The sequence below is a fragment of the Bradyrhizobium ontarionense genome (assembly GCF_021088345.1).
In the GTDB taxonomy this organism is placed as follows: Bacteria; Pseudomonadota; Alphaproteobacteria; order Rhizobiales; family Xanthobacteraceae; genus Bradyrhizobium; species Bradyrhizobium ontarionense.
This window is the reverse complement of record NZ_CP088156.1, coordinates 7,017,774-7,036,601: the sequence shown is the minus strand read 5'-3', so window position 1 is coordinate 7,036,601 and position 18,828 is coordinate 7,017,774. Positions and strand designations below refer to the sequence as shown.

Below are 18,828 nucleotides of genomic sequence, written 5' to 3'. Positions count from 1 at the left end.
CGGCGCGAGCAACACGCGAGCAGAAGCAGACCAGTCCATGACCGCGATCGTCACCGTCCGGGTGCAGCAAGAGGATTTCGACACCGCGGGCGAGATCGCAGCGCTCACCCGCGGCCGCATCGACATCGGCGCCGTCGTCAGCTTTTCCGGCCTGTGCCGCGGCAACGACCATGACAGGCCGATCACGGCACTGACGCTCGAGCACTATCCCGGCATGGCGGATGCGGAGATCATGCGCCACGCCGAGGAGGCGATGGCGCGCTGGCCGCTGCAGGGGCTGACGGTAATCCACCGCTTCGGCCGCATCACGCCGGGCGAGAACATCGTGCTGGTGGTCACCGCCTCGAGCCACCGCCAGGCGGCGTTCGAGGCCGCGGAGTTCCTGATGGATTATCTCAAGACCAACGCCCCGTTCTGGAAGCGCGAGGAGACCGAGGACGGCGGCAGCTGGGTCGAGGCCAAGGGCCACGATGACGCCGCCGCGGCGCGCTGGACATCGTGATGGCGAAGAAGGTCAAGACCGCAGCGCCGCGCAAGGCGCCGGCCCCCAAGCTGCCGAAGGTCAATGCCGGCGAGCTCGTGAGCCTGCTCGACTATCTGCGCTATGCCGTCAGCGGCTTCCAGGAGGCCGACCTGGTGTTCGCGCACGGCACCACCGACCCGGTGTCCGAGGCGGCCTTCCTGATCGGCGAGGCGCTGCATCTGCGCCCCGATCAGTTCGAGACGTTCATCACGGCGCGGGTCACGGCGGCCGAGGGAAAGGCGATCCTCGACCTGATCACGGCCCGAATCACGACGCGCAAGCCGGCAGCCTATCTGGTCAACAAGGTCTACATGCGCGGCCTGCCGTTCTATGTCGACGAGCGCGTCATCGTGCCGCGGTCGTTCATCGGCGAGCTGCTGGAGACGCATTTCGGCGGCGCCGAGGGCGACGGCACTTCGCTGATCGACGATCCCCTCGCGGTCGACAGCGTGCTCGATCTCTGCACCGGCTCCGGCTGCCTCGCCATCCTGGCCAGCCGCCATTTTCCCAACGCCGTGATCGATGCCGTCGACATCTCCAAGGATGCGCTCGCGGTCGCCGCGCGGAACGTCGCCGACTACAACCTCTCGGAGCAGATCTCGCTGCATCGCGGCGACCTGTTCGCGCCGCTCAGCCAGCGACGCTATGACCTGATCATCTCCAATCCGCCCTATGTCGATGCCGAGGGCATGGCCGGACTGCCGAGGGAATGCCGCGCCGAGCCGGCGCTCGCCTTCGACGGCGGCTCCGACGGGCTCGACATCATCCACCGCATCCTCAGCCAGGCCCGCGACCATTTGACCGCCGAGGGCGGGCTGCTCTGCGAGGTCGGCCGCGACCGCCCGCAGATCGAGGCCGCCTACCCCGACCTGCCGCTGCTCTGGCTGGATACCGAGGACTCCGAGGGCGAGGTGTTCTGGATCACGGCGCGGGATCTGGTCTGACGACGGCCGGCGCGCGTCTGGCACGAAATGACGCAGCGACTTCCAATAAACGGCACTTTCTGCTGTTGCTGTGCAGAAACCGCTCACCAGGGCAGCAGGAACGCCGGACCTTTGACATTTCCGTCCGCGCGCGAAACTGATAGCTTGGCGCTGGCCCGGATCATCGGCTGACCACGTCGGCGCGCGCATTCAGGCCCATCAAGCACGATCCGTTTTGTGTCTCGGCAACCGGTTCGCCATCTTTCCGGATCATGCTGCCGCCGTCGCCCACTCTGCCTTGAACGTCCGAAGAGGTCCCCATGCTGGACAAGAGCCCCCGCCCCGCCGTTACCGTTCCGAATGATCTTGCCGCGCATTGGATGCCGTTCACTGCGAACCGCGCGTTCAAGAAGAACCCGCGCCTGCTCGCCGGTGCCAAGGACATGCACTACATCACGGTCGACGGCCGCAAGATCATCGATGCCGCCGCCGGCATGTGGTGCTGCAACGCCGGCCACGGCCGCACCCAGATCGCCGAGGCGATCGGCAAGCAGGCCGCAGCGCTCGACTACGCGCCGCCGTTCCAGTTCGGCATTCCCCAGGCGTTCGAGCTGGCTACTCGCATCGCCGACCTCGCGCCGGCCGGCCTCGATCACGTGTTCTTCTGCAACTCCGGCTCGGAGGCCGCAGACACCGCGCTGAAGATGGCGCTCGCCTATCACCAGATCAACGGCCAGGGCAGCCGCACCCGCCTGATCGGCCGCGTCCGCGGCTATCACGGCGTCGGCTTCGGCGGCACCTCGGTCGGCGGCATCGTCAACAACCGCAAGCTGTTCGGCACGCTGCTGACCGGCGTCGATCACATCCCGGCCACCTATGACCGCGAAAAGCAGGCCTTCACCAAGGGCGAGCCGGAGTATGGCGCGCACTTTGCCGACGAGCTCGAGAATCTCGTCAACCTGCACGGTGCCAACACCATCGCCGCCGTCATCGTCGAGCCGATGGCCGGCTCGACCGGCGTGATCCCGGCGCCGAAGGGCTATCTCAAGCGGCTGCGCGAGATCACCCAGAAGCACGGCATCCTCCTGATCTTCGACGAGGTCATCACCGGCTTCGGCCGCCTCGGCTACGCCTTCGCCGCCGAGCGCTACGGCGTGACGCCTGACCTCCTTACTTTTGCCAAGGGCGTCACCAACGGCGCCGCGCCGATGGGCGGCGTGCTGGTGCGCGACACCATCCATGACGCCTTCATGAGCGGCCCGGAGCACATGGTGGAGTTCACCCATGGCTACACCTACTCGGCGCATCCGATCGCGTGCGCCGCAGGTCTCGCCACGCTCGACATCTATCGCGATGACAAGCTGTTCGAACATGCCCGCGCCATCGAGCCGAAATTCGCAGACGCCGTCATGACGCTGAAGGGCCTGCCCAACGTGCTGGATATCCGCACTATCGGTCTCACCGCCGGCATCGACCTTGCCTCGCTGCCGGACGCGGCCGGCAAGCGCGGCTACTCCGCAATGGAGGCGGCGTTCCACGACAACGACCTGATGCTGCGCATCGCCGGTGACACGCTGGCGCTGACCCCGCCTCTGATCATCAACGAGGACCAGGTCGGCGAGATCGTCGAGAAGGTCGGCAAGGTCATCAAGGCCGTGGCGTAATTCGCCAACATCTCTCGCTCGAGATCATCCCCTCCCCCGCTCGCGCGGCGGAGGGGATTTTCTTTGGGCGACGGCTTTAGGGCGGCTTAGCGGGGCACCATCAGCGGGAACCTTCGCAAAGCCTCCACGTTCATGTCGCGCGCCGGCGATTCGCGCGCGGCAAACGGACTTTCGGAGGACGTGCATGCTCGCACCGCCAGGAGAGCTCTTGCGATTGGGGCTCGAGCAGAGGCTTAACCGCGTCCGGCGCGCCACTCAATCCTACATGCGCGACCGCGCGCGCCAGGCGACGGGAACGGTGACGTCCTATGCAGCTGCCGCCGGCCTGTTTGCCGCGGCCGGCATCTTCCTGATCGCTGCCTGCATCGTCGGACTGGCCGCGTTGTTCCGCTGGGTGGAAATGAGCTACGGCCTGTTCACCGCGTTCGCCGTGGTCGGCGGCATCCTGGTCGCGCTGGCGCTGCTCTGCGCGGTGATTGCGGCCGTCAAGCTCCGTAGTCCGGCGCCGCATTATCCCTCGCTCGGCAGCCGGCTGCGCGTCGCGATCGCCTCGCCGGTGGCGCGGGAGCCCGACGCCGATCAGATCGATCCCGACACCATTCCGCTCGCACCCTCGGCCTCATCGGGCAACCCCACGGGCGGGCTCGGCCGCGTCAATATTCCGGTCGGTGTCGCCGTTGCGGCCCTGCTGCTGGGCGTGGCCGCCTTGCGCCGGCGCCGGCATCGCGACGTGTGAAGCGCTGATGACGTCGAGCTTGGCGCATTCCTGGCGAAATCACTTGAGCTGATCAGCATCCGCAGGGACGCGCATCAAGCGCTCCGCGCGCCGATGATGTCGAAATGTTTCCCGCCTTCACCGGCGAGCGTCTCCGTTGTTCTACGGGGGATGCAACACGATGAAGACACTCCACCTCATCGCATGAATTTGCGTAAATGACACGCTGGCGGGGAAATCATCGGCGCCTCCCGGTATTTGAATCCTGCCGACTATCCTCGCGAATCAACAGAGGTGCTAAGGTTGCGTTCGGTTGGGAGCGGCGCGCAGCATGATTCGTATTTCCACGATCTTCATTGCCATCTGCATGGTTCTGGTCGCCGCGTCGCTCGGCCTGATCCTGTATTCGATGGCCGGTATCAGTGGCTCGGAGTCGGCGATCGTCGCGCTCACCGCATTGACCTTCCTGATTCTCTACAATGCAGTTTCGATGCGGCTGCGCGATCGCACCGACGTCGGCAGCCAGATTGCCGACCTCTCGCGCGGAACTGCAGACCTCGCACGTCAGGTGGCGGAGTTCGGCCGGCGGCTGTCGGCGCTCGAAGGGCGCATGGTCTCGTCGAATTCGGTCAGCGCCGACCGCTTGCATGGAGTGATCGGCGAGATCACTGAGCTCGGCGGACTGATGAAGCAGCTCGCAGTCACCGTGGCCCAGCACGAGGATATCATCGCGACCATCCCCACCGCCTCGACGGCAGATGCCGACGCACCAGCCGCGACTCGCGATGCGAATCGCCCGCTGCCCGCCGCCCCTTCCTTAGGCCAGGCCCCGGAAACGAAAGCCGCTTCGTCGAGCAACCCTGACGTCAAGACGACCGAGACCACGGCGACGTTCAGCGCGCCACCGGCGCCAGCCCCCGTCGTCGCTCCGCAGGCGCCGGCCGTCGCCGTTTCGCCCGTGACTGCGGTCAGCGCCCCTGCGCCGTCGACTCCCGCGAGTCCGCCCGCGTCGCGCAGCCAGCCGCAGATCCTCGCCGCGGTCAAAGGCGCGATCGAGGACAACCGCCTCGACATCTACCTGCAGCCGCTGGTGACGCTGCCGCAGCGCAAGGTGCGCTTCTACGAAGCGGTGACGCGGCTGCGCGACGATAGCGACCATGTGCTCGCTGCCGAGGACTTCATCGGCATCGCCGAAGCTGCCGGTCTGGTCGGGCGCATCGACCACATGGTGATGCTTCGCTGCGTCCAGGTGCTGCGCCGCCTGATGGTGCGCAACAAGGACGTCGGCATCTTCTGCAACGTCTCGGCGGCGACCCTGAGCAGTCCGTCAAACTTTTCCCAGTGCCTGGACTTCCTTGAAGCCAACCGCGCGCTGGCGCCGTCGTTCGTTCTCGAGTTCAAGCAGGCGACCTTGCGCGCCCTGGGGCAGACCGAGACCGAGCACCTCGCAGCCCTCGCGCAGCGCGGCTACCGCTTCTCGATCGACCACGTCACCGACCTGCGCTTCGAGCCGCGCGAGCTCGCCGATCGCGGCGTTCGCTTCATCAAGGTGCCCGCCGCGCTCCTGCTCGATCCGAGGCAGGGCTCGGTGTCGGACATCCATCCGACGGATCTGTCCGACCTGCTGGGCCGGTTCGGCATCGACCTGATCGCCGAACGGATCGAGGGCGAAAGCAGCGTCATCGACCTGCTCGATTACGACGTTCGCTTCGGCCAGGGCTTCCTGTTCGCGCCGCCCCGCCCATTGCGACCCGAGGGCGCATCTGCTACCGGCGGAGCCATTTCCGGCCCCGGAGGCGGGCAGGACATCAAGATTCAGGACCCCCATGCCGCCGGCAACACGACATCCGACGCGTCAACCGCCAACGCCGCGACGCGCAGCGGCAACGCCGCGCTGGCCCGCCGTATCGCCGGGACCATCTGATCTGCGACGGCCGTCATGACCGTGCTCCGCTTCGCAGAGCGGCTGCGCGACCTCATCGGCCGCAAGCGGGTCGTTTTGAGCGACATCTGGGGCGTGGTCCATAACGGACTCGAATCCTTCCCCGAGGCCTGCGAGGCGCTGCATCGCTTTCGCGGCGAGGGCGGTACGGTGATCCTGATCACCAACGCGCCACGGCCGGCCGATTCGGTGCAGCGGCAGCTACGCAAGCTCGGCGTCGCCGACGAGGTCTACAGCGCCATCGTCTCGTCCGGCGACCTGACGCGGCACTATGTGGCGGAGCACCCCGGCGGCAAGGTGTTCTGGCTCGGCCCCGAACGCGACAGCTCGATCCATCGCGGCCTCGCGGTGACGTTGTCGCCGCTCGAACAGGCCGACTACATCATCTGCACCGGCCTCTATGACGACGAGACCGAGACCGCCGAGGACTACCGGCCGATGCTGCTGCGCGCGCGCGAGCGCAAGCTGCCGCTAATCTGCGCCAATCCGGACATCGTGGTCGAGCGCGGCGACCGACTGATCTACTGCGCCGGTGCCATCGCCGAGCTCTATCGCGAGCTCTCCGGCGAGGTGATCTTCTACGGCAAGCCGCACCGGCCGATCTATGATCGCGCCATGGCGCTGGCCGGGCAGCATGCGGGCCGGCCGGTCACGCGCGAGGAGGTGCTGGCGATCGGCGATTCCGTGCGCACCGACCTCGCCGGCGCGCACGGCTTCGGCATCGACTGCCTGTTCGTCACGCGCGGCATCCATTCCGAGGAATTCGCCGGCGTCGAGCAGCTCGACCCGGCCTCGGTCAAGGAGCTGTTCGGCCACCCGCCACACGCTTTGATGCGCGAACTGAAGTGGTGACAAGGTTCTGAAACGAAAGACGCCCGGCTGATCAGGCCGGGCGTGTTTCATCTTGGATCGGAACGCCCGTCGAGCGCTCAGGCCGTCGCCATGTCCGGGAACACGGCGTCGATCTTGGTCTTCAAGGTCGCGGCGTTGAACGGCTTCACGATGTAGTTGTTCACGCCGGCTTTCTTGGCCGCGATCACGTTCTCGGTCTTCGATTCCGCCGTGATCATGATGAACGGCGTGGTCGCCAGATTGGGGTCGGCGCGCACCTCGCGGAGCAGGTCGTAGCCCGTCATCGGCTCCATGTTCCAGTCGGAGATCACGAGCCCGTACTTCTTGGCGCGCATCTTGTTGAGCGCCATCGAGCCGTCGCTCGCATCGTCGATATGCTCGAACCCAATCTGTTTCAGAAGATTCCTGATGATACGGATCATGGTGCTGTAATCGTCGACGACGAGCACCTGCATCGTCAAATCAACCGCCATCTTGACTCCCCCACACGCGAACAAAACGCGCAGACTGTTACCAAAAACTCTACTGCGGCTCGGGTCCGGAACGACCACCGCTATCCGCTCCCACGAGTAGCATCAGCCGTTAAACAGCGCGTTAACTGCCCCGCGGCTGCATGTCGCTATTGCTGCACTGCATGCGCCGGGGAACCTGGGCGGCTTGACTTCGCGGAGCCGGCCGCCCACGGTCGGCAGCAGCCACCGCCGGCCGGCGGTCTTACGAAATCCGCGAGATATTTCCGTAACATGCCTGCTTTCACGATCATCCGCGATTCCACGCCGCCGTCGGACATCCTCAAGGGCGCGGTGGTGGCGATGGGCAATTTCGACGGCGTCCATCTCGGTCACCGGGCCGTGATCGAGGCCGCCATCGAGATGGGCAAGGCGCACGGCCGCCCGGCCCTGGCGCTCACCTTCGAACCCCACCCGAGGCGCTTCTTCAGCCCGAATACGCCGCAGTTCCGGCTCACCGACGAGACCGCCAAGCTGCGGCTGCTGGCCGGAATGGGGCTGGCCGGGGCGGTCGTCATGACCTTCGACAAGGGCCGCGCCCAGACCTCGGCGCAGGACTTCATTCACCATGACCTGATTGGCCGGCTCGGCGTGTCCGGGATCGCGGCCGGCTACGACTTCCATTTCGGCAAAGGCCGCGTCGGCTCGCCCAGCCTGCTCGCCAATGAGGCCCCCAAGCTCGGCATCGAGGTCGACGTGCAGGCCCATGTCGACATCGACGAGCGGCCGGTGTCCTCGACCGCGATCCGCGAGGCGCTGGCCGAGGGCCAAGTGACGGAAGCCACCGCGATGCTCGGCGGCCCCTGGTTCGTGACCTCGGAGGTCATTCATGGCGAGAAGCGCGGCCGCGACCTCGGCTATCCCACCGCCAACATGCGGCTGGACCGCGATTGCGGCCTCAGGCACGGGATCTATGCCGTCCGGGTCGGCCGCGGCCGCGGCGCCGACCGGGTGCTGATCGACGGCGTCGCCAATTTCGGCCGCCGGCCGACCTTCGACAACGGCGCGCCGCTGCTCGAGACCTTCCTGTTCGATTTCAAGGACAGCCTCTATGGCGAGGTCCTGGATGTCGCCTTCATCGGCTTCATCCGTGAGGAGGCCAAATTCACCTCCATCGAGGCCCTGATCCGGCAGATGGACGACGACAGCGCCAAGGCGCGCGCGCTGCTTGCGGCCTCGCCCGGCCTCTTCCCCCGGCTCGGCGAGATCGGCTGACGGGTGCGCGAACTGGACTTTGCGATTTCGCCGCCCGGCTGCTATGAGGGAGCCCCATGTTGATACGGCGCATCATCGGCATTAGCGGCCCGGCTTCCGCCTGAGCTTTTCGAGCTCGGCGCAAGACCGGGATGTCTCTGCTCGTTCCGCCGCCCGCGATCCAGTCGCGTCTCAGCGCCCTCATAGCCATTCAGCTCACCAAGCCAGATCACGATGTCCGAGAAGCCGCAAAAGTCCGACGCATCAGACTATTCCAAGACCCTGTTCCTGCCGCAGACGGAATTCCCGATGCGCGCCGGCCTGCCGCAGCGCGAGCCGGAGCTCCTGAAGTACTGGAACGACATCGACCTCTACGGCAAGTTGCGGGCGACCGCCAAGGGGCGGCCGAAATTCGTCCTGCATGACGGCCCGCCCTACGCCAACGGCAACATCCATATCGGGCACGCGCTCAACAAGATCCTCAAGGACGTCGTGACCAAGAGCCAGCAGATGCTCGGCCACGACTCAAACTACGTTCCGGGCTGGGACTGCCACGGCCTGCCGATCGAGTGGAAGATCGAGGAGGAGAACTACCGCAAGAAGGGCAAGACCAAGCCCGACTTCCGCGACTCCGCCGCCATGGTCGCCTTCCGCCGGGAATGCCGCGCCTATGCCGACCACTGGCTCAACGTGCAGCGCGAGGAGTTCAAGCGGCTCGGCATCATCGGTGACTGGGACCATCCCTACGCCACGATGACCTATCCGGCGGAAGCCCAGATCGCGCGCGAACTGATGAAGTTCGCCGCCAACGGCACGCTCTACCGCGGCTCCAAGCCGGTGATGTGGAGCGTGGTCGAGAAGACCGCGCTCGCCGAGGCCGAGGTCGAGTACGAGGACTACACGTCGGATACGGTGTGGGTGAAGTTTCCGGTGACGTCGCCGGCGCATGGCGCGCTCGCCACTGCCTCGGTAGTGATCTGGACCACCACGCCCTGGACCCTGCCCGGCAACCGCGCCATCTCGTTCTCGCCGAAGATCGCCTACGGGCTCTACAAAGTCACCGACGCGCCCGCCGACAACTGGGCGAAGACCGGCGACATGCTGATCCTCGCCGATGCGCTCGCCGAGGGCGTGTTCAAGCAGGCGCGCGTCACGGCTTACGAGAAGGTCCGCGACATCCCCGGCGACACGCTGGACGCCGTCGAATGCGCGCATCCGCTCAAGGGATATGCCGGTGGCTACAACTTCGTTGTGCCGCTGCTCCCGGGCGACCACGTCACCGACGACACCGGCACCGGCTTCGTCCACACCGCGCCCGGCCATGGCCGCGAGGACTTCGACGTCTGGATGGCCAATGCCCGCGAACTCGAGGGCCGCGGCATCGCGACCACGATCCCCTACACCGTCGACGAGAACGGCGCGCTGACCGATCACGCCCCGGGCTTCACCGGCAAGCGCGTCATCAACGACAAGGGCGAGAAGGGCGACGCCAACGAGGCCGTCATCAAGGCGCTGACCGACGCCGGCATGCTGCTCGCGCGCGGCCGGCTCAAGCATCAATATCCGCATTCCTGGCGTTCCAAGAAGCCGGTGATCTTCCGCAACACGCCGCAATGGTTCATCGCGATGGACAAGGACATTGCGGACGACGGCAAAGCCAAATCCGGCGATACGCTACGCGCCCGTGCGCTGCATGCGATCTCGGTGACGCAATGGGTGCCGGCCGCCGGCCAGAACCGCATCAACGGCATGATCGCCAACCGCCCGGACTGGGTGATCTCGCGCCAGCGTGCCTGGGGCGTGCCGATCGCGGTGTTCGTGCGCGAGACCGGCGACGGCTCCGCCGAGATCCTGCAGGACGAGACTGTCAACACCCGCATCGCGGACGCGTTCGAGAAGGAAGGCGCGGACGCGTGGTACGCCGACGGCGCGCGCGAGCGCTTCCTCGGGTCTCGGGCGAACGAGGACTGGAAGAAGGTCGACGACATCTGCGACGTCTGGTTCGATTCCGGTTCGACCCACGCCTTCGTGCTCGAAGATCCCGTGCACTTCCCCGGCCTCGCCGGCATCAGGCGCAAGGTCGACGGCGGCCAGGACACCGTGATGTATCTGGAAGGGTCGGACCAGCATCGCGGCTGGTTCCACTCGTCGCTCTTGGAAAGCTGCGGCACCCGCGGCCGCGCGCCGTATGACGTGGTGCTGACGCACGGCTTCACGCTCGACGAGAACGGCCGCAAGATGTCGAAGTCGCTCGGCAACACGGTCGAGCCGCAGAAGGTGATCAAGGATTCCGGCGCCGACATCCTGCGCCTGTGGGTCTGCGCCACCGATTATGCCGACGATCAGCGTATCGGTGCCGAGATCCTGAAGAACACCATCGAGACCTATCGCAAGCTGCGCAACTCGATCCGCTGGATGCTCGGCACCCTGCATCACTACAAGCGCAGCGATGCGGTTGCATTTGCCGACATGCCGGAGCTGGAGCGGCTGATGCTGCATCAGCTCGGTCAGCACGCCGAGACCGTCAGCCGCGCCTATGCCGCGTTCGACTACAAGACCGTGATCGCCTCGCTCGCGGCCTTCATGAACACCGAGCTGTCGGCGTTCTACTTCGACATCCGCAAGGACACGCTGTATTGCGATCCGCCGTCCTCGGTGGCGCGCAAGGCGGCGCTGACCGCGATCGACCTGATCTGCGACGCGATCCTGAAATGGCTGGCGCCGGTGCTGTCCTTCACCTGCGACGAGGCCTGGCGGATGGTTCGCCCGGACGCCGAGCCGTCGGTGCACCTGACGCTGTTCCCGGAGGCGATGGATCAGTACCGCGACGACGTGCTGGCCGCGAAATGGGAGACGATCCGCAACATCCGACGCGTCGTCACCGGCGCGCTGGAGCTCGAACGCGCCGCCAAGACCATCGGCTCCTCGCTCGAGGCGTCGCCGATCATCTATGTCGCCGACCGCGCCCTGCTCGGCACCTTGTTCGATACGGATCTCGCCGAGGTCTGCATCACCTCGAACTACGAGGTTCGCGAGGACGAGGCGCCGGCCAATGCGTTCCGGCTGGACAGCGTGCCGGGTGTGGCCGTGGTGGTCGAGAAGGCCGTAGGCAAGAAGTGCGCCCGCTCCTGGAAGATCCTGGAGAGCGTCGGCGAGGACAAGGAGTATCCCGACGTCTCGCCGCGCGACGCGCAGGCGCTGCGAGAATGGAAGGCGCTCGGCGTCGGCGTGTGATCCACGATCGCGCGTCACCCACCACTGTCGTCCCCGCGAAAGCGGGGACCCATAACCACAGTCCTCGCTTGTCGGCAAAGAACGATGATCCAGAGTCTTTCAAACAAGATCGGCCGCGGCGTATGGGTCCCCGCGTTCGCGGGGACGACAGCCGTGCTGGTGGCGAGCGATCGGGCATGACCTCCCGCCTCCGCCTCGGCCTCCTCGCGGGCCTCGTCACGCTGGTCGTCGACCAGGCCTCCAAGCTGTGGCTGCTGTACGCGTTCGACCTGCCCAACCGCGGCACGGTGAAGGTCACCCCGTTCTTCGACCTCTATCTGGCCTGGAACATCGGCATCAGCTTCGGCTGGCTGCAGAACGACAGCCCGGCAGCCCAATTCGCGCTGATGGCAATCAAGGCGGTGGCCGTGGTGCTGCTGGCGATCTGGATGGCGCGCTCGGAGACCAAGCTGGCCACATCGGCGCTCGGCCTGATCATCGGCGGTGCGATCGGCAACGGCATCGACCGGCTCGCCTACGGCGCAGTGGTCGATTTCGCGCTGTTCCACGTCCAGATCGGCGGCACCGTTTACAACTGGTACATCTTCAATCTGGCCGACGTGGCCATCGTTGCCGGGGTGGCGGCGCTGCTGTATGACTCGTTCTTCGGGGGCCCCGCCGCAAAAGCGCCCTGATCCGGGTCAATACCGGCCGATGCCGATCCAGGGTCAAGAGCCTGAGGTTCTTCACGTTTTCGGGATCGCGGAATGACCGCACGATCGGCACGCGTCGAGGGTCCAGATCGATGGATTCGCGGCCGGTTCGTCGGAGCACGAGCACTGGACAAGCGAGGACAGGGAAAGCCATGCGCAAGACCGAAGTCAGCGGCCGGATCGTGACCGGCGCGTCCCACGCCGCCATTCGCGCCCTGCGGCTGTCCGCCGTCGCGCTCGGCATCGGCGTCATCATGGCAGCGGGCGTTGCCCGCGCCCAGGAAGGCGACGAGGACGACAAGACCTTCGAAGAGAAGATCATCGACAATCTGATGAAGGGCATGGGCGCCACCAACATGGAAACGCCCAACATCGACTACCGCGAGCGCTCGCCGCTGGTGGTGCCGCCGAAGCTCGACCTGCCGCCGCCGGCGCGGGGCGCCCAGGCCACCGCGCCAAACTGGCCGAAGGACCCCGACGAGCAGCAGCGCCGCGCCGCCGCCGCCGCGCGCAAGAAGGACAACAAGGACCCCGTCGCCTCCGCCCGTCCGCTGACCCCCGCGGAGATGAGGGTCGGACGGACAGCCTCGGCGAAGCAGACCGAGCCGATCCAGCCGGGCGTCAGCAACAATCCGATGATGAGCCCGTCGCAGCTCGGGTTCAAAGGCGGCCTGTTCGGCATGTTCAAGGGCAATGACAGCGAGAGCAAGCCGTTCACCACCGAGCCGGAGCGCGAGAGCCTGACCCAGCCGCCGCCCGGCTATCAGACCCCGTCGCCCGGCTATGCCTATGGCACCGGCCCGAAAGAGCCGCTGGGCGGCAAGCAGCTCGACATCATGACCGGCAAGGAGCGGTGACGGCGGCCGAACACCCCGGAGTGACCCGGGATTGTCGGCATCCCCTGCCGTTAACGAAACTTAATTGCGTCATGCGGCGAGATGTCATCGCCGCTTTGTGAGCCTGCGCCCGTCCCGGCGCAGTGTAGCATGCCGTGCTCAAACCCGATCGCTCGCCCGCGGGCCCTCAGAAGGATCATGATGTCCTCGCACAGGTTCATTTCCGTCGCCGCCGCGCTCGTCTCCCTCGTTGCGTTCTCGGCCGGCGCTTCGGCGCAAACGACGTTCGCCTCCGAGCCCCCTGCCAGCTTCACCCTCCCCAACGGCTTGCAGGTCGTCGTGATCCAGGATCACCGCACCCCCGTGGTGACGCAGATGATCTGGTACAAGGTCGGGTCCGCCGACGAGACGCCGGGCAAATCCGGCCTGGCGCATTTCCTCGAACACCTGATGTTCAAGGGCACCGAGAAGCATCCGGCCGGCGAGTTCTCCAAGACCGTGCTGAAGATCGGCGGCAACGAGAACGCCTTCACCTCGGTCGACTACACCGGCTACTTCCAGCGCGTCCCGCGCGACCAGTTGGCGAAGATGATGGAGTTCGAGGCCGACCGCATGACCGGCCTGGTGCTGAAGGACGAGAACGTGCTGCCCGAGCGCGACGTCGTGCTCGAAGAATACAACATGCGCGTCGCCAACTCTCCGGAAGCCCGCCTCAACGAGCAGGTCATGGCGGCGCTCTATCTCAACCATCCCTATGGCCGGCCGGTGATCGGCTGGAGGCCCGAGATCGAGAAGCTTGGCCGCGAGGATGCGCTCGCCTTCTATCGCCGCTTCTACGCTCCCAACAATGCGATCCTCGTCATCGCCGGCGACACCGACGCCAAGGAAGTGCGGCCGCTCGTCGAGCAGACCTTCGCCAAGGTCCCTGCGCAGGCCGATATCCCGGCGCGCCGGCTGCGGCCGCAGGAGCCCGAGCCGGTCGCACCGCGCACCGTGACGCTGTCGGATCCGCATGTCGAGCAGCCCTCGATGCGCCGCTTCTACCTGGTGCCGTCGGCGACGACCGCCGCGCCCGGCGAGTCCGCCGCGCTCGACGTGCTGGCGCAGCTGATGGGCAGCGGCAGCAACTCCTATCTTTATCGCGCGCTCGTCGTCGACAAGGCGCTCGCGATCAGTGCCAGCGCGTCCTATCAGGGCACCTCGCTGGATCCCAGCCAGTTCTCGATCGCAGCCGCGCCGAAGCCCGGCGTGGAGTTCGCGCAAGTCGAGGCCGCCGTCGATAGCGTGATCGCCGAGATCGCGCAAAATCCGGTTCCAGCCGCCGACCTCGAACGGGTCAAGACGCAGCTGATCGCGGAAGCGATCTACGCCCAGGACAACCAGGCGACGATGGCGCGCTGGTATGGCGGCGGGCTCACCACCGGGCTCAGCATCGAGGACATCCGGAGCTGGCCAGATCGCATTCGCGCCGTGACCGCCGAGCAGGTGCGCGCAGCGGCGCAGAAATGGCTCGACAAGAAGCGCTCCGTCACCGGCTATCTGATCAAGGACAATGCCGCCAAGCGCGAGGAGAAGCGGTCGTGAGCAGCACAATGACCTTCGCCCGCCGCATCGCCTGCGCGCTCACCGTCGCCGCAGCAGCGCTCGCAGTTTCCCCGTCTGCCCAGGCTGCCACCAAGATCCAGCGGCTGGTCTCGCCCGGCGGTATCGAAGCCTGGTTCGTGCAGGACGCCACCGTGCCGCTGATCGCCATGGAATACGCATTCCAGGGCGGCGCCTCGCAGGACCCGGCCGGAAAGCCCGGCGTCGGCAATCTCGTCGCCGACCTGCTCGACGAGGGCTCCGGCGATCTCGACTCCAAGACCTTCCACGAGCGGCTCGATCGCCGCGCCATCGAGCTCAGCTTCCAGGTGTCGCGCGACCAGTTCCGCGGCTCGCTGCGCATGCTGCGCGACAACAAGGACGAGGCGTTCGAGCTGTTGCGTACGGCGCTGACCTCGCCGCATTTCGACAGCACCGATGTCGAGCGCATCCGCTCGCAGGTGATCTCCGGCCTGCGCCGCGAGACCACCAATCCCAGCTCGCTGGCGGGCCGCAAATTCCTCGAGCTCGCCTACCCCAACCATCCCTACGGCCGGCCGGCCAACGGCACGCTCGACAGCGTGCCGGCGATCACCGTGGACGATCTCAAGGACTATACCGGTCGCGTGCTGGCCAAAGACACGCTGAAGGTCGCCGTCGTCGGCGACGTCGACCCGGCCACGCTCGGCAAGCTGCTGGACCAGACGTTTGGCAGCCTGCCGGCCAAGGCCACCTTGACGGCGGTGCCCGATGTGGTCGCCACCAAGCCGCCGCAGCGCGTGCAGGTCGCGCTCGACGTGCCGCAGACGGTGATCACCTTCGGCGGCCCCGGCATCCGCCGCCACGACCCCAACTTCATGGCGGCCTATGTCGTCAACCACATTCTCGGCGGCGGCGGCCTGTCGTCGCGGCTGTACAAGGAAGTACGCGAGAAGCGCGGCCTGGCCTATTCTGTCTATGACGCGCTGTTGTGGATGGATCATTCGGCGCTGTTCATCGGCAACACCGCCACCCGCTTCGACCGTGCCGGCGAGACCATCACCGCCGTCGAGGGTGAAATCCGCCGCATCGCCGAGGAAGGCCCGAGCCAGCAGGAGCTCGACGAGGCCAAGTCCTACATCAACGGCTCGCAGATGCTGGCGCTCGACACCTCCTCCAAGCTGGCGCAGGCGATGCTGCAATATCAGCTCGACAAGATGCCGATCGACTACATCGAGAAGCGCAGCGAGATCGTCAACGCCGTGACCCTGGACGACGCCAAGAAGGCCGCCAAGCAGCTCTGGAGCCAGGGCCTGCTCACGACCGTCGTCGGCCGCACCCCGCAGGCCGCCGCCGAACCGGCCCAGGCCCCGGCCACGGCGCCGGTGACGAAGACGAACTGAGGCGGGGAGAGGGTGCCGTCGCTTTCGGCAGCGGCGGCGCACATCCGTCTCGCATTGGCCTACCGCTACTCGCGTTCCCGGGAACGCAAATGGTTCCGCGAACCATAGTCCTTTGCTCCGAAGGTCCAGCTAGTTAGTTGGTCGTCATGCCCGGGCTTGTCCCGGGCATCCACGTCTTTCGAGACCGTCGATGGACGTGGATGGCCGGGACAAGCCCGGCCATGACGGCGTGGTGAGAGACGGGCACAAGGTCTGATCCTCGATGCCGTTGCCTGCGCTTGCGGGGTGAGCTGCTCGCCCCCACAGCCGCCGCGGCGTATGGATCCCGGGTCGGCGCCGCCGGACAACGCTTCGTGTTGCCGGTGGCTTGCCCGGAACGACATTGGATAACGCTGCGCGATTGGATGTCGCGGCGAGACTTCCGAAAAAGATAATCCTATTGCTATTTTTCAGAAATCATGATTATCTCTCCGCATCCCGCCTCACTGCGGAGGGGCGTTGCGCGCGATCGTCACGACACGCGAGGCGGGGATGCGATGGCCGCGAGAGATCGCAGCGTCTTCTTGACGAGGGCGCCGACGAACGATCGCTTGCGGACGTGAAGTCGCAGCGTCCTGATACCCCGATGCTGGTATCAAGTTCGTGTCGGCGCTGACGCGCCGCGCGGATGATGGTGGCCAACAAGCCCGGCGCACCAGGGAGACTGCGTATAAGCGTGAAGACCATCGCGCGGGGAATGCCGGGATGTCTCGGCTGAACCTGTGGTACCTGCCGCCTGCATTTTTTTTCGCAGGCGGGCCATGGGTGCGGCCAGCGCCCGGCATTCCCCGCGCCCTCTGCATTCTTATGAGGGACGAATTGATCATAAGCCTCGGGCGCGATGCGCCGCGAGAACCCAAAGCTATGTCAATCGCTGTTTGAGCCGTGAATCCGCCTCCCACACCGCTGTCGTCCCGGACAAGCCGCGACGCGCGCCAGCGCGGCGCGGCGCCGATCCGGGACCCATAGTCCGCGGCGGATATGATGCGGGAGGTGTCAACGACTAGCCTGCCTCAAACTTCTCCCTGGGAGTATGGATCCCGGCGTGCGCCGGGATGACAGCGGAGATTTTGGCATCGGTCCCGGGCCAGCCGCACGATCGAACGGGTGCAGACCGCGCACATCAGCCCTAAACCCGCTATGGTGCACGCCACAATCGATTCCTGTGGTGCCCCATGCTGCGGATATCCCGCGACCTCGTCATCGACGAAAACGACATCGAGATCTCGTTCGTCCGCGCTTCCGGCCCCGGCGGCCAGAACGTCAACAAGCTGTCGACGTCGGCGCAACTGCGCTTCGATACGACCCGGATCACGCTGCCCGAGGATGCGGCTGTCAGGCTCGCCCGGCTGGCCGGCCAGCGCATGACCAAGAACGGCGTCATCGTGATCCAGGCCGAACGCTTTCGCACCCAGGAGCGCAACAAGGCCGATGCGATCGACCGTCTCGTCACGCTGTTGAAGGAGGCGATGGTGCGGCCGAAGGTGCGCCGCCCGACCAAGCCGACCTTCGGCTCCAAGCAACGCCGGCTCGAGGGCAAGAAAATCCGCAGCGACGTCAAGGCCGGACGCGGCGGACGCCGCTTCGACGATTAGTCCTTCTGCATCGAAAAGAGCTGAACAGTTGGGTTGTCACCGTCATTCCGGGGCAATCGGCAATGCGAAGTCGCGAAGCGGCTGCGCGTTGACGATTGAACCCGGAATCTCGAAATCGTTAGGAATGGACGCCAGACAATATCGAGATTCCGGGTTCAAGGCCTGCGGCCTTGCCCCGGAATGACGGTGGTTGCGACGCAGCCGGAATAGTCCGCAACGCTGACATACCCTGGGGCCGGACGAGTCCTGCGCACGCTTTGTTCTGGCCGAAACAGCCCGCTACTACCACGGCGCTTTGGCTGCGACCTAGTCTCATCAAAAATGATGAGAGAGGATCGATGTCGGGACGGCGTGCGGCGCGAGAGTTGTTGTTTCTTTTCGGACTTGGATGGTGCGGCGCGATACTGAGCACCACGATCGCGGCGGCGCAGATGGCCTTGCCATCGCCCAAGCCGGTCGACGGGGCGACCTTGTTCAAGCAGCAATGCGGCGTCTGCCACACCCTCAGTACCGCCGAGCCGATGCGCCAGGGACCGCCGCTTGCGAAGGTCGTCGGCCGCCGTGCCGGCGCGGTCGAAGGCTTCCGCTATTCGGCCGGCTTTGCCAAGGCCGATTTCAGTTGGGACGAGGCCAGGCTCGACGCCTGGCTGACCAACCCGCAAGAGCTGATCCCCGGCGCCGTGATGGCCTACCGCCAGGCCAAGCCCGAATTGCGCGCTGCGATCATCACCTATCTGAAGGACAATTGAGATGGCCAAGCCCGTTCATTCGATGATCCGCGTCTTCGACGAGGCCAAGGCGCTCGACTTCTACAAGCGCGCCTTCGGGCTCGAGATCGCCGATCACCTGAAGTTCGACGGCTTCGCGCTGATCTATCTGCGCCATCCATCATCGCCGTTCGAGGTCGAGCTGACCGTCAACTACGACCGCAAGGAGCCCTACACGCTCGGCGACGGCTACGGCCATCTCGCCGTCGTGGTCGACGATCTCGACGCCGAGCATGCCCGTTTCGAGCGCGAGAAGCTGGCGCCCGGCCCCTTGCGCGACTTCAAGCACAACGGCGCGACGCTGGCGCGCTTCTTCTTCGTCACCGATCCCGACGGCTACAAGATCGAGGTGATCCAGCGCGGCGGCCGCTTCGGCTGAG

General features: G+C 66.0%; 16 protein-coding genes. 15 read left to right on the top strand and 1 reads right to left on the bottom strand.

What is annotated here, in order from left to right; translation table 11 throughout:
- Positions 1–37 precede the first annotated feature (37 nt).
- The 6 genes from LQG66_RS30710 to LQG66_RS30685 all read left to right on the top strand — a co-directional run bounded on the left by LQG66_RS30710 (position 38) and on the right by LQG66_RS30685 (position 6,619).
- Positions 38–502, top strand: coding sequence for a molybdenum cofactor biosynthesis protein MoaE (locus LQG66_RS30710; protein ID WP_231319566.1), 465 nt, complete (start codon positions 38–40; stop codon positions 500–502).
- Positions 502–1,467, top strand: a complete 966-nt coding sequence (gene prmB / locus LQG66_RS30705; protein ID WP_231319565.1) for a 50S ribosomal protein L3 N(5)-glutamine methyltransferase — start codon at positions 502–504, stop codon at positions 1,465–1,467. Before LQG66_RS30710 ends, prmB begins: the two co-directional genes overlap by 1 nt.
- Before the next feature lie 299 nt (positions 1,468–1,766).
- Positions 1,767–3,110 carry an omega-aminotransferase AptA gene (aptA, locus tag LQG66_RS30700; RefSeq protein ID WP_231319564.1) on the top strand — a complete coding sequence of 448 codons (1,344 nt, stop codon included), beginning with the start codon at positions 1,767–1,769 and terminating at the stop codon, positions 3,108–3,110.
- 184 nt (positions 3,111–3,294) lie between these two features.
- Entirely contained in the window at positions 3,295–3,846 is a 552-nt protein-coding gene (locus LQG66_RS30695) for a phage holin family protein (RefSeq protein WP_231319563.1), read from the top strand.
- A gap of 310 nt (positions 3,847–4,156) precedes the next feature.
- On the top strand, positions 4,157–5,749 hold the full coding sequence (locus tag LQG66_RS30690; RefSeq protein ID WP_231319562.1) for an EAL domain-containing protein: 1,593 nt from the start codon (positions 4,157–4,159) through the stop codon (positions 5,747–5,749).
- Between the two features lie 15 nt (positions 5,750–5,764).
- Positions 5,765–6,619 carry a TIGR01459 family HAD-type hydrolase gene (locus tag LQG66_RS30685; RefSeq protein WP_231319561.1) on the top strand — a complete coding sequence of 285 codons (855 nt, stop codon included), beginning with the start codon at positions 5,765–5,767 and terminating at the stop codon, positions 6,617–6,619.
- A 77-nt stretch (positions 6,620–6,696) separates the two neighbouring features.
- Here the strand turns inward: LQG66_RS30685 and LQG66_RS30680 are convergent, their stop codons facing one another.
- A complete protein-coding gene (locus tag LQG66_RS30680) occupies positions 6,697–7,092 on the bottom strand; it encodes a response regulator (RefSeq protein WP_231319560.1) in 396 nt (131 codons plus the stop codon).
- 270 nt (positions 7,093–7,362) lie between these two features.
- Between LQG66_RS30680 and LQG66_RS30675 the strand changes: the two genes are divergently transcribed.
- The 9 genes from LQG66_RS30675 to LQG66_RS30635 all read left to right on the top strand — a co-directional run bounded on the left by LQG66_RS30675 (position 7,363) and on the right by LQG66_RS30635 (position 18,827).
- A complete protein-coding gene (locus LQG66_RS30675; RefSeq protein WP_231319559.1) occupies positions 7,363–8,343 on the top strand; it encodes a bifunctional riboflavin kinase/FAD synthetase in 981 nt (326 codons plus the stop codon).
- 213 nt (positions 8,344–8,556) lie between these two features.
- Positions 8,557–11,556 (top strand): isoleucine--tRNA ligase, encoded by a 3,000-nt coding sequence (gene ileS / locus LQG66_RS30670; protein ID WP_231319558.1) that lies wholly within the window; start codon positions 8,557–8,559, stop codon positions 11,554–11,556.
- Positions 11,557–11,732: 176 nt separating this feature from the next.
- Positions 11,733–12,230 (top strand): signal peptidase II, encoded by a 498-nt coding sequence (gene lspA, locus LQG66_RS30665; protein ID WP_231319557.1) that lies wholly within the window; start codon positions 11,733–11,735, stop codon positions 12,228–12,230.
- 170 nt (positions 12,231–12,400) lie between these two features.
- The gene (locus tag LQG66_RS30660; RefSeq protein ID WP_231319556.1) at positions 12,401–13,105 is read left to right on the top strand and encodes a hypothetical protein; all 705 of its coding nucleotides are present in this window, start codon (positions 12,401–12,403) and stop codon (positions 13,103–13,105) included.
- A 177-nt stretch (positions 13,106–13,282) separates the two neighbouring features.
- The gene (locus LQG66_RS30655) at positions 13,283–14,668 is read left to right on the top strand and encodes a M16 family metallopeptidase (RefSeq protein WP_231319555.1); all 1,386 of its coding nucleotides are present in this window, start codon (positions 13,283–13,285) and stop codon (positions 14,666–14,668) included.
- A gap of 8 nt (positions 14,669–14,676) precedes the next feature.
- Complete coding sequence (locus LQG66_RS30650; RefSeq protein WP_231328012.1) at positions 14,677–16,047, top strand: M16 family metallopeptidase; 1,371 nt, start codon at positions 14,677–14,679, stop codon at positions 16,045–16,047.
- Between the two features lie 1,214 nt (positions 16,048–17,261).
- Complete coding sequence (arfB, locus tag LQG66_RS30645; RefSeq protein ID WP_231319554.1) at positions 17,262–17,681, top strand: alternative ribosome rescue aminoacyl-tRNA hydrolase ArfB; 420 nt, start codon at positions 17,262–17,264, stop codon at positions 17,679–17,681.
- A gap of 431 nt (positions 17,682–18,112) precedes the next feature.
- Positions 18,113–18,430, top strand: a complete 318-nt coding sequence (locus tag LQG66_RS30640; RefSeq protein WP_345778968.1) for a c-type cytochrome — start codon at positions 18,113–18,115, stop codon at positions 18,428–18,430.
- Between the two features lies 1 nt (position 18,431).
- Positions 18,432–18,827, top strand: a complete 396-nt coding sequence (locus tag LQG66_RS30635) for a VOC family protein (RefSeq protein WP_231319552.1) — start codon at positions 18,432–18,434, stop codon at positions 18,825–18,827.
- Position 18,828 lies beyond the last annotated feature (1 nt).

Coding starts and splice junctions, on each gene's coding strand:
- LQG66_RS30635 (WP_231319552.1), top strand. CDS start 18,432: ATGGCCAAGCCCGTTCATTCGATGATCCGCGTCTTCGACGAGGCCAAG.
- aptA (WP_231319564.1), top strand. CDS start 1,767: ATGCTGGACAAGAGCCCCCGCCCCGCCGTTACCGTTCCGAATGATCTT.
- LQG66_RS30695 (WP_231319563.1), top strand. CDS start 3,295: ATGCTCGCACCGCCAGGAGAGCTCTTGCGATTGGGGCTCGAGCAGAGG.
- LQG66_RS30680 (WP_231319560.1), bottom strand. CDS start 7,092: ATGGCGGTTGATTTGACGATGCAGGTGCTCGTCGTCGACGATTACAGC.
- LQG66_RS30655 (WP_231319555.1), top strand. CDS start 13,283: ATGATGTCCTCGCACAGGTTCATTTCCGTCGCCGCCGCGCTCGTCTCC.
- ileS (WP_231319558.1), top strand. CDS start 8,557: ATGTCCGAGAAGCCGCAAAAGTCCGACGCATCAGACTATTCCAAGACC.
- LQG66_RS30685 (WP_231319561.1), top strand. CDS start 5,765: ATGACCGTGCTCCGCTTCGCAGAGCGGCTGCGCGACCTCATCGGCCGC.
- arfB (WP_231319554.1), top strand. CDS start 17,262: ATGCTGCGGATATCCCGCGACCTCGTCATCGACGAAAACGACATCGAG.
- LQG66_RS30710 (WP_231319566.1), top strand. CDS start 38: ATGACCGCGATCGTCACCGTCCGGGTGCAGCAAGAGGATTTCGACACC.
- LQG66_RS30675 (WP_231319559.1), top strand. CDS start 7,363: ATGCCTGCTTTCACGATCATCCGCGATTCCACGCCGCCGTCGGACATC.
- LQG66_RS30660 (WP_231319556.1), top strand. CDS start 12,401: ATGCGCAAGACCGAAGTCAGCGGCCGGATCGTGACCGGCGCGTCCCAC.
- LQG66_RS30640 (WP_345778968.1), top strand. CDS start 18,113: ATGGCCTTGCCATCGCCCAAGCCGGTCGACGGGGCGACCTTGTTCAAG.
- prmB (WP_231319565.1), top strand. CDS start 502: ATGGCGAAGAAGGTCAAGACCGCAGCGCCGCGCAAGGCGCCGGCCCCC.
- LQG66_RS30690 (WP_231319562.1), top strand. CDS start 4,157: ATGATTCGTATTTCCACGATCTTCATTGCCATCTGCATGGTTCTGGTC.
- LQG66_RS30650 (WP_231328012.1), top strand. CDS start 14,677: ATGACCTTCGCCCGCCGCATCGCCTGCGCGCTCACCGTCGCCGCAGCA.
- lspA (WP_231319557.1), top strand. CDS start 11,733: ATGACCTCCCGCCTCCGCCTCGGCCTCCTCGCGGGCCTCGTCACGCTG.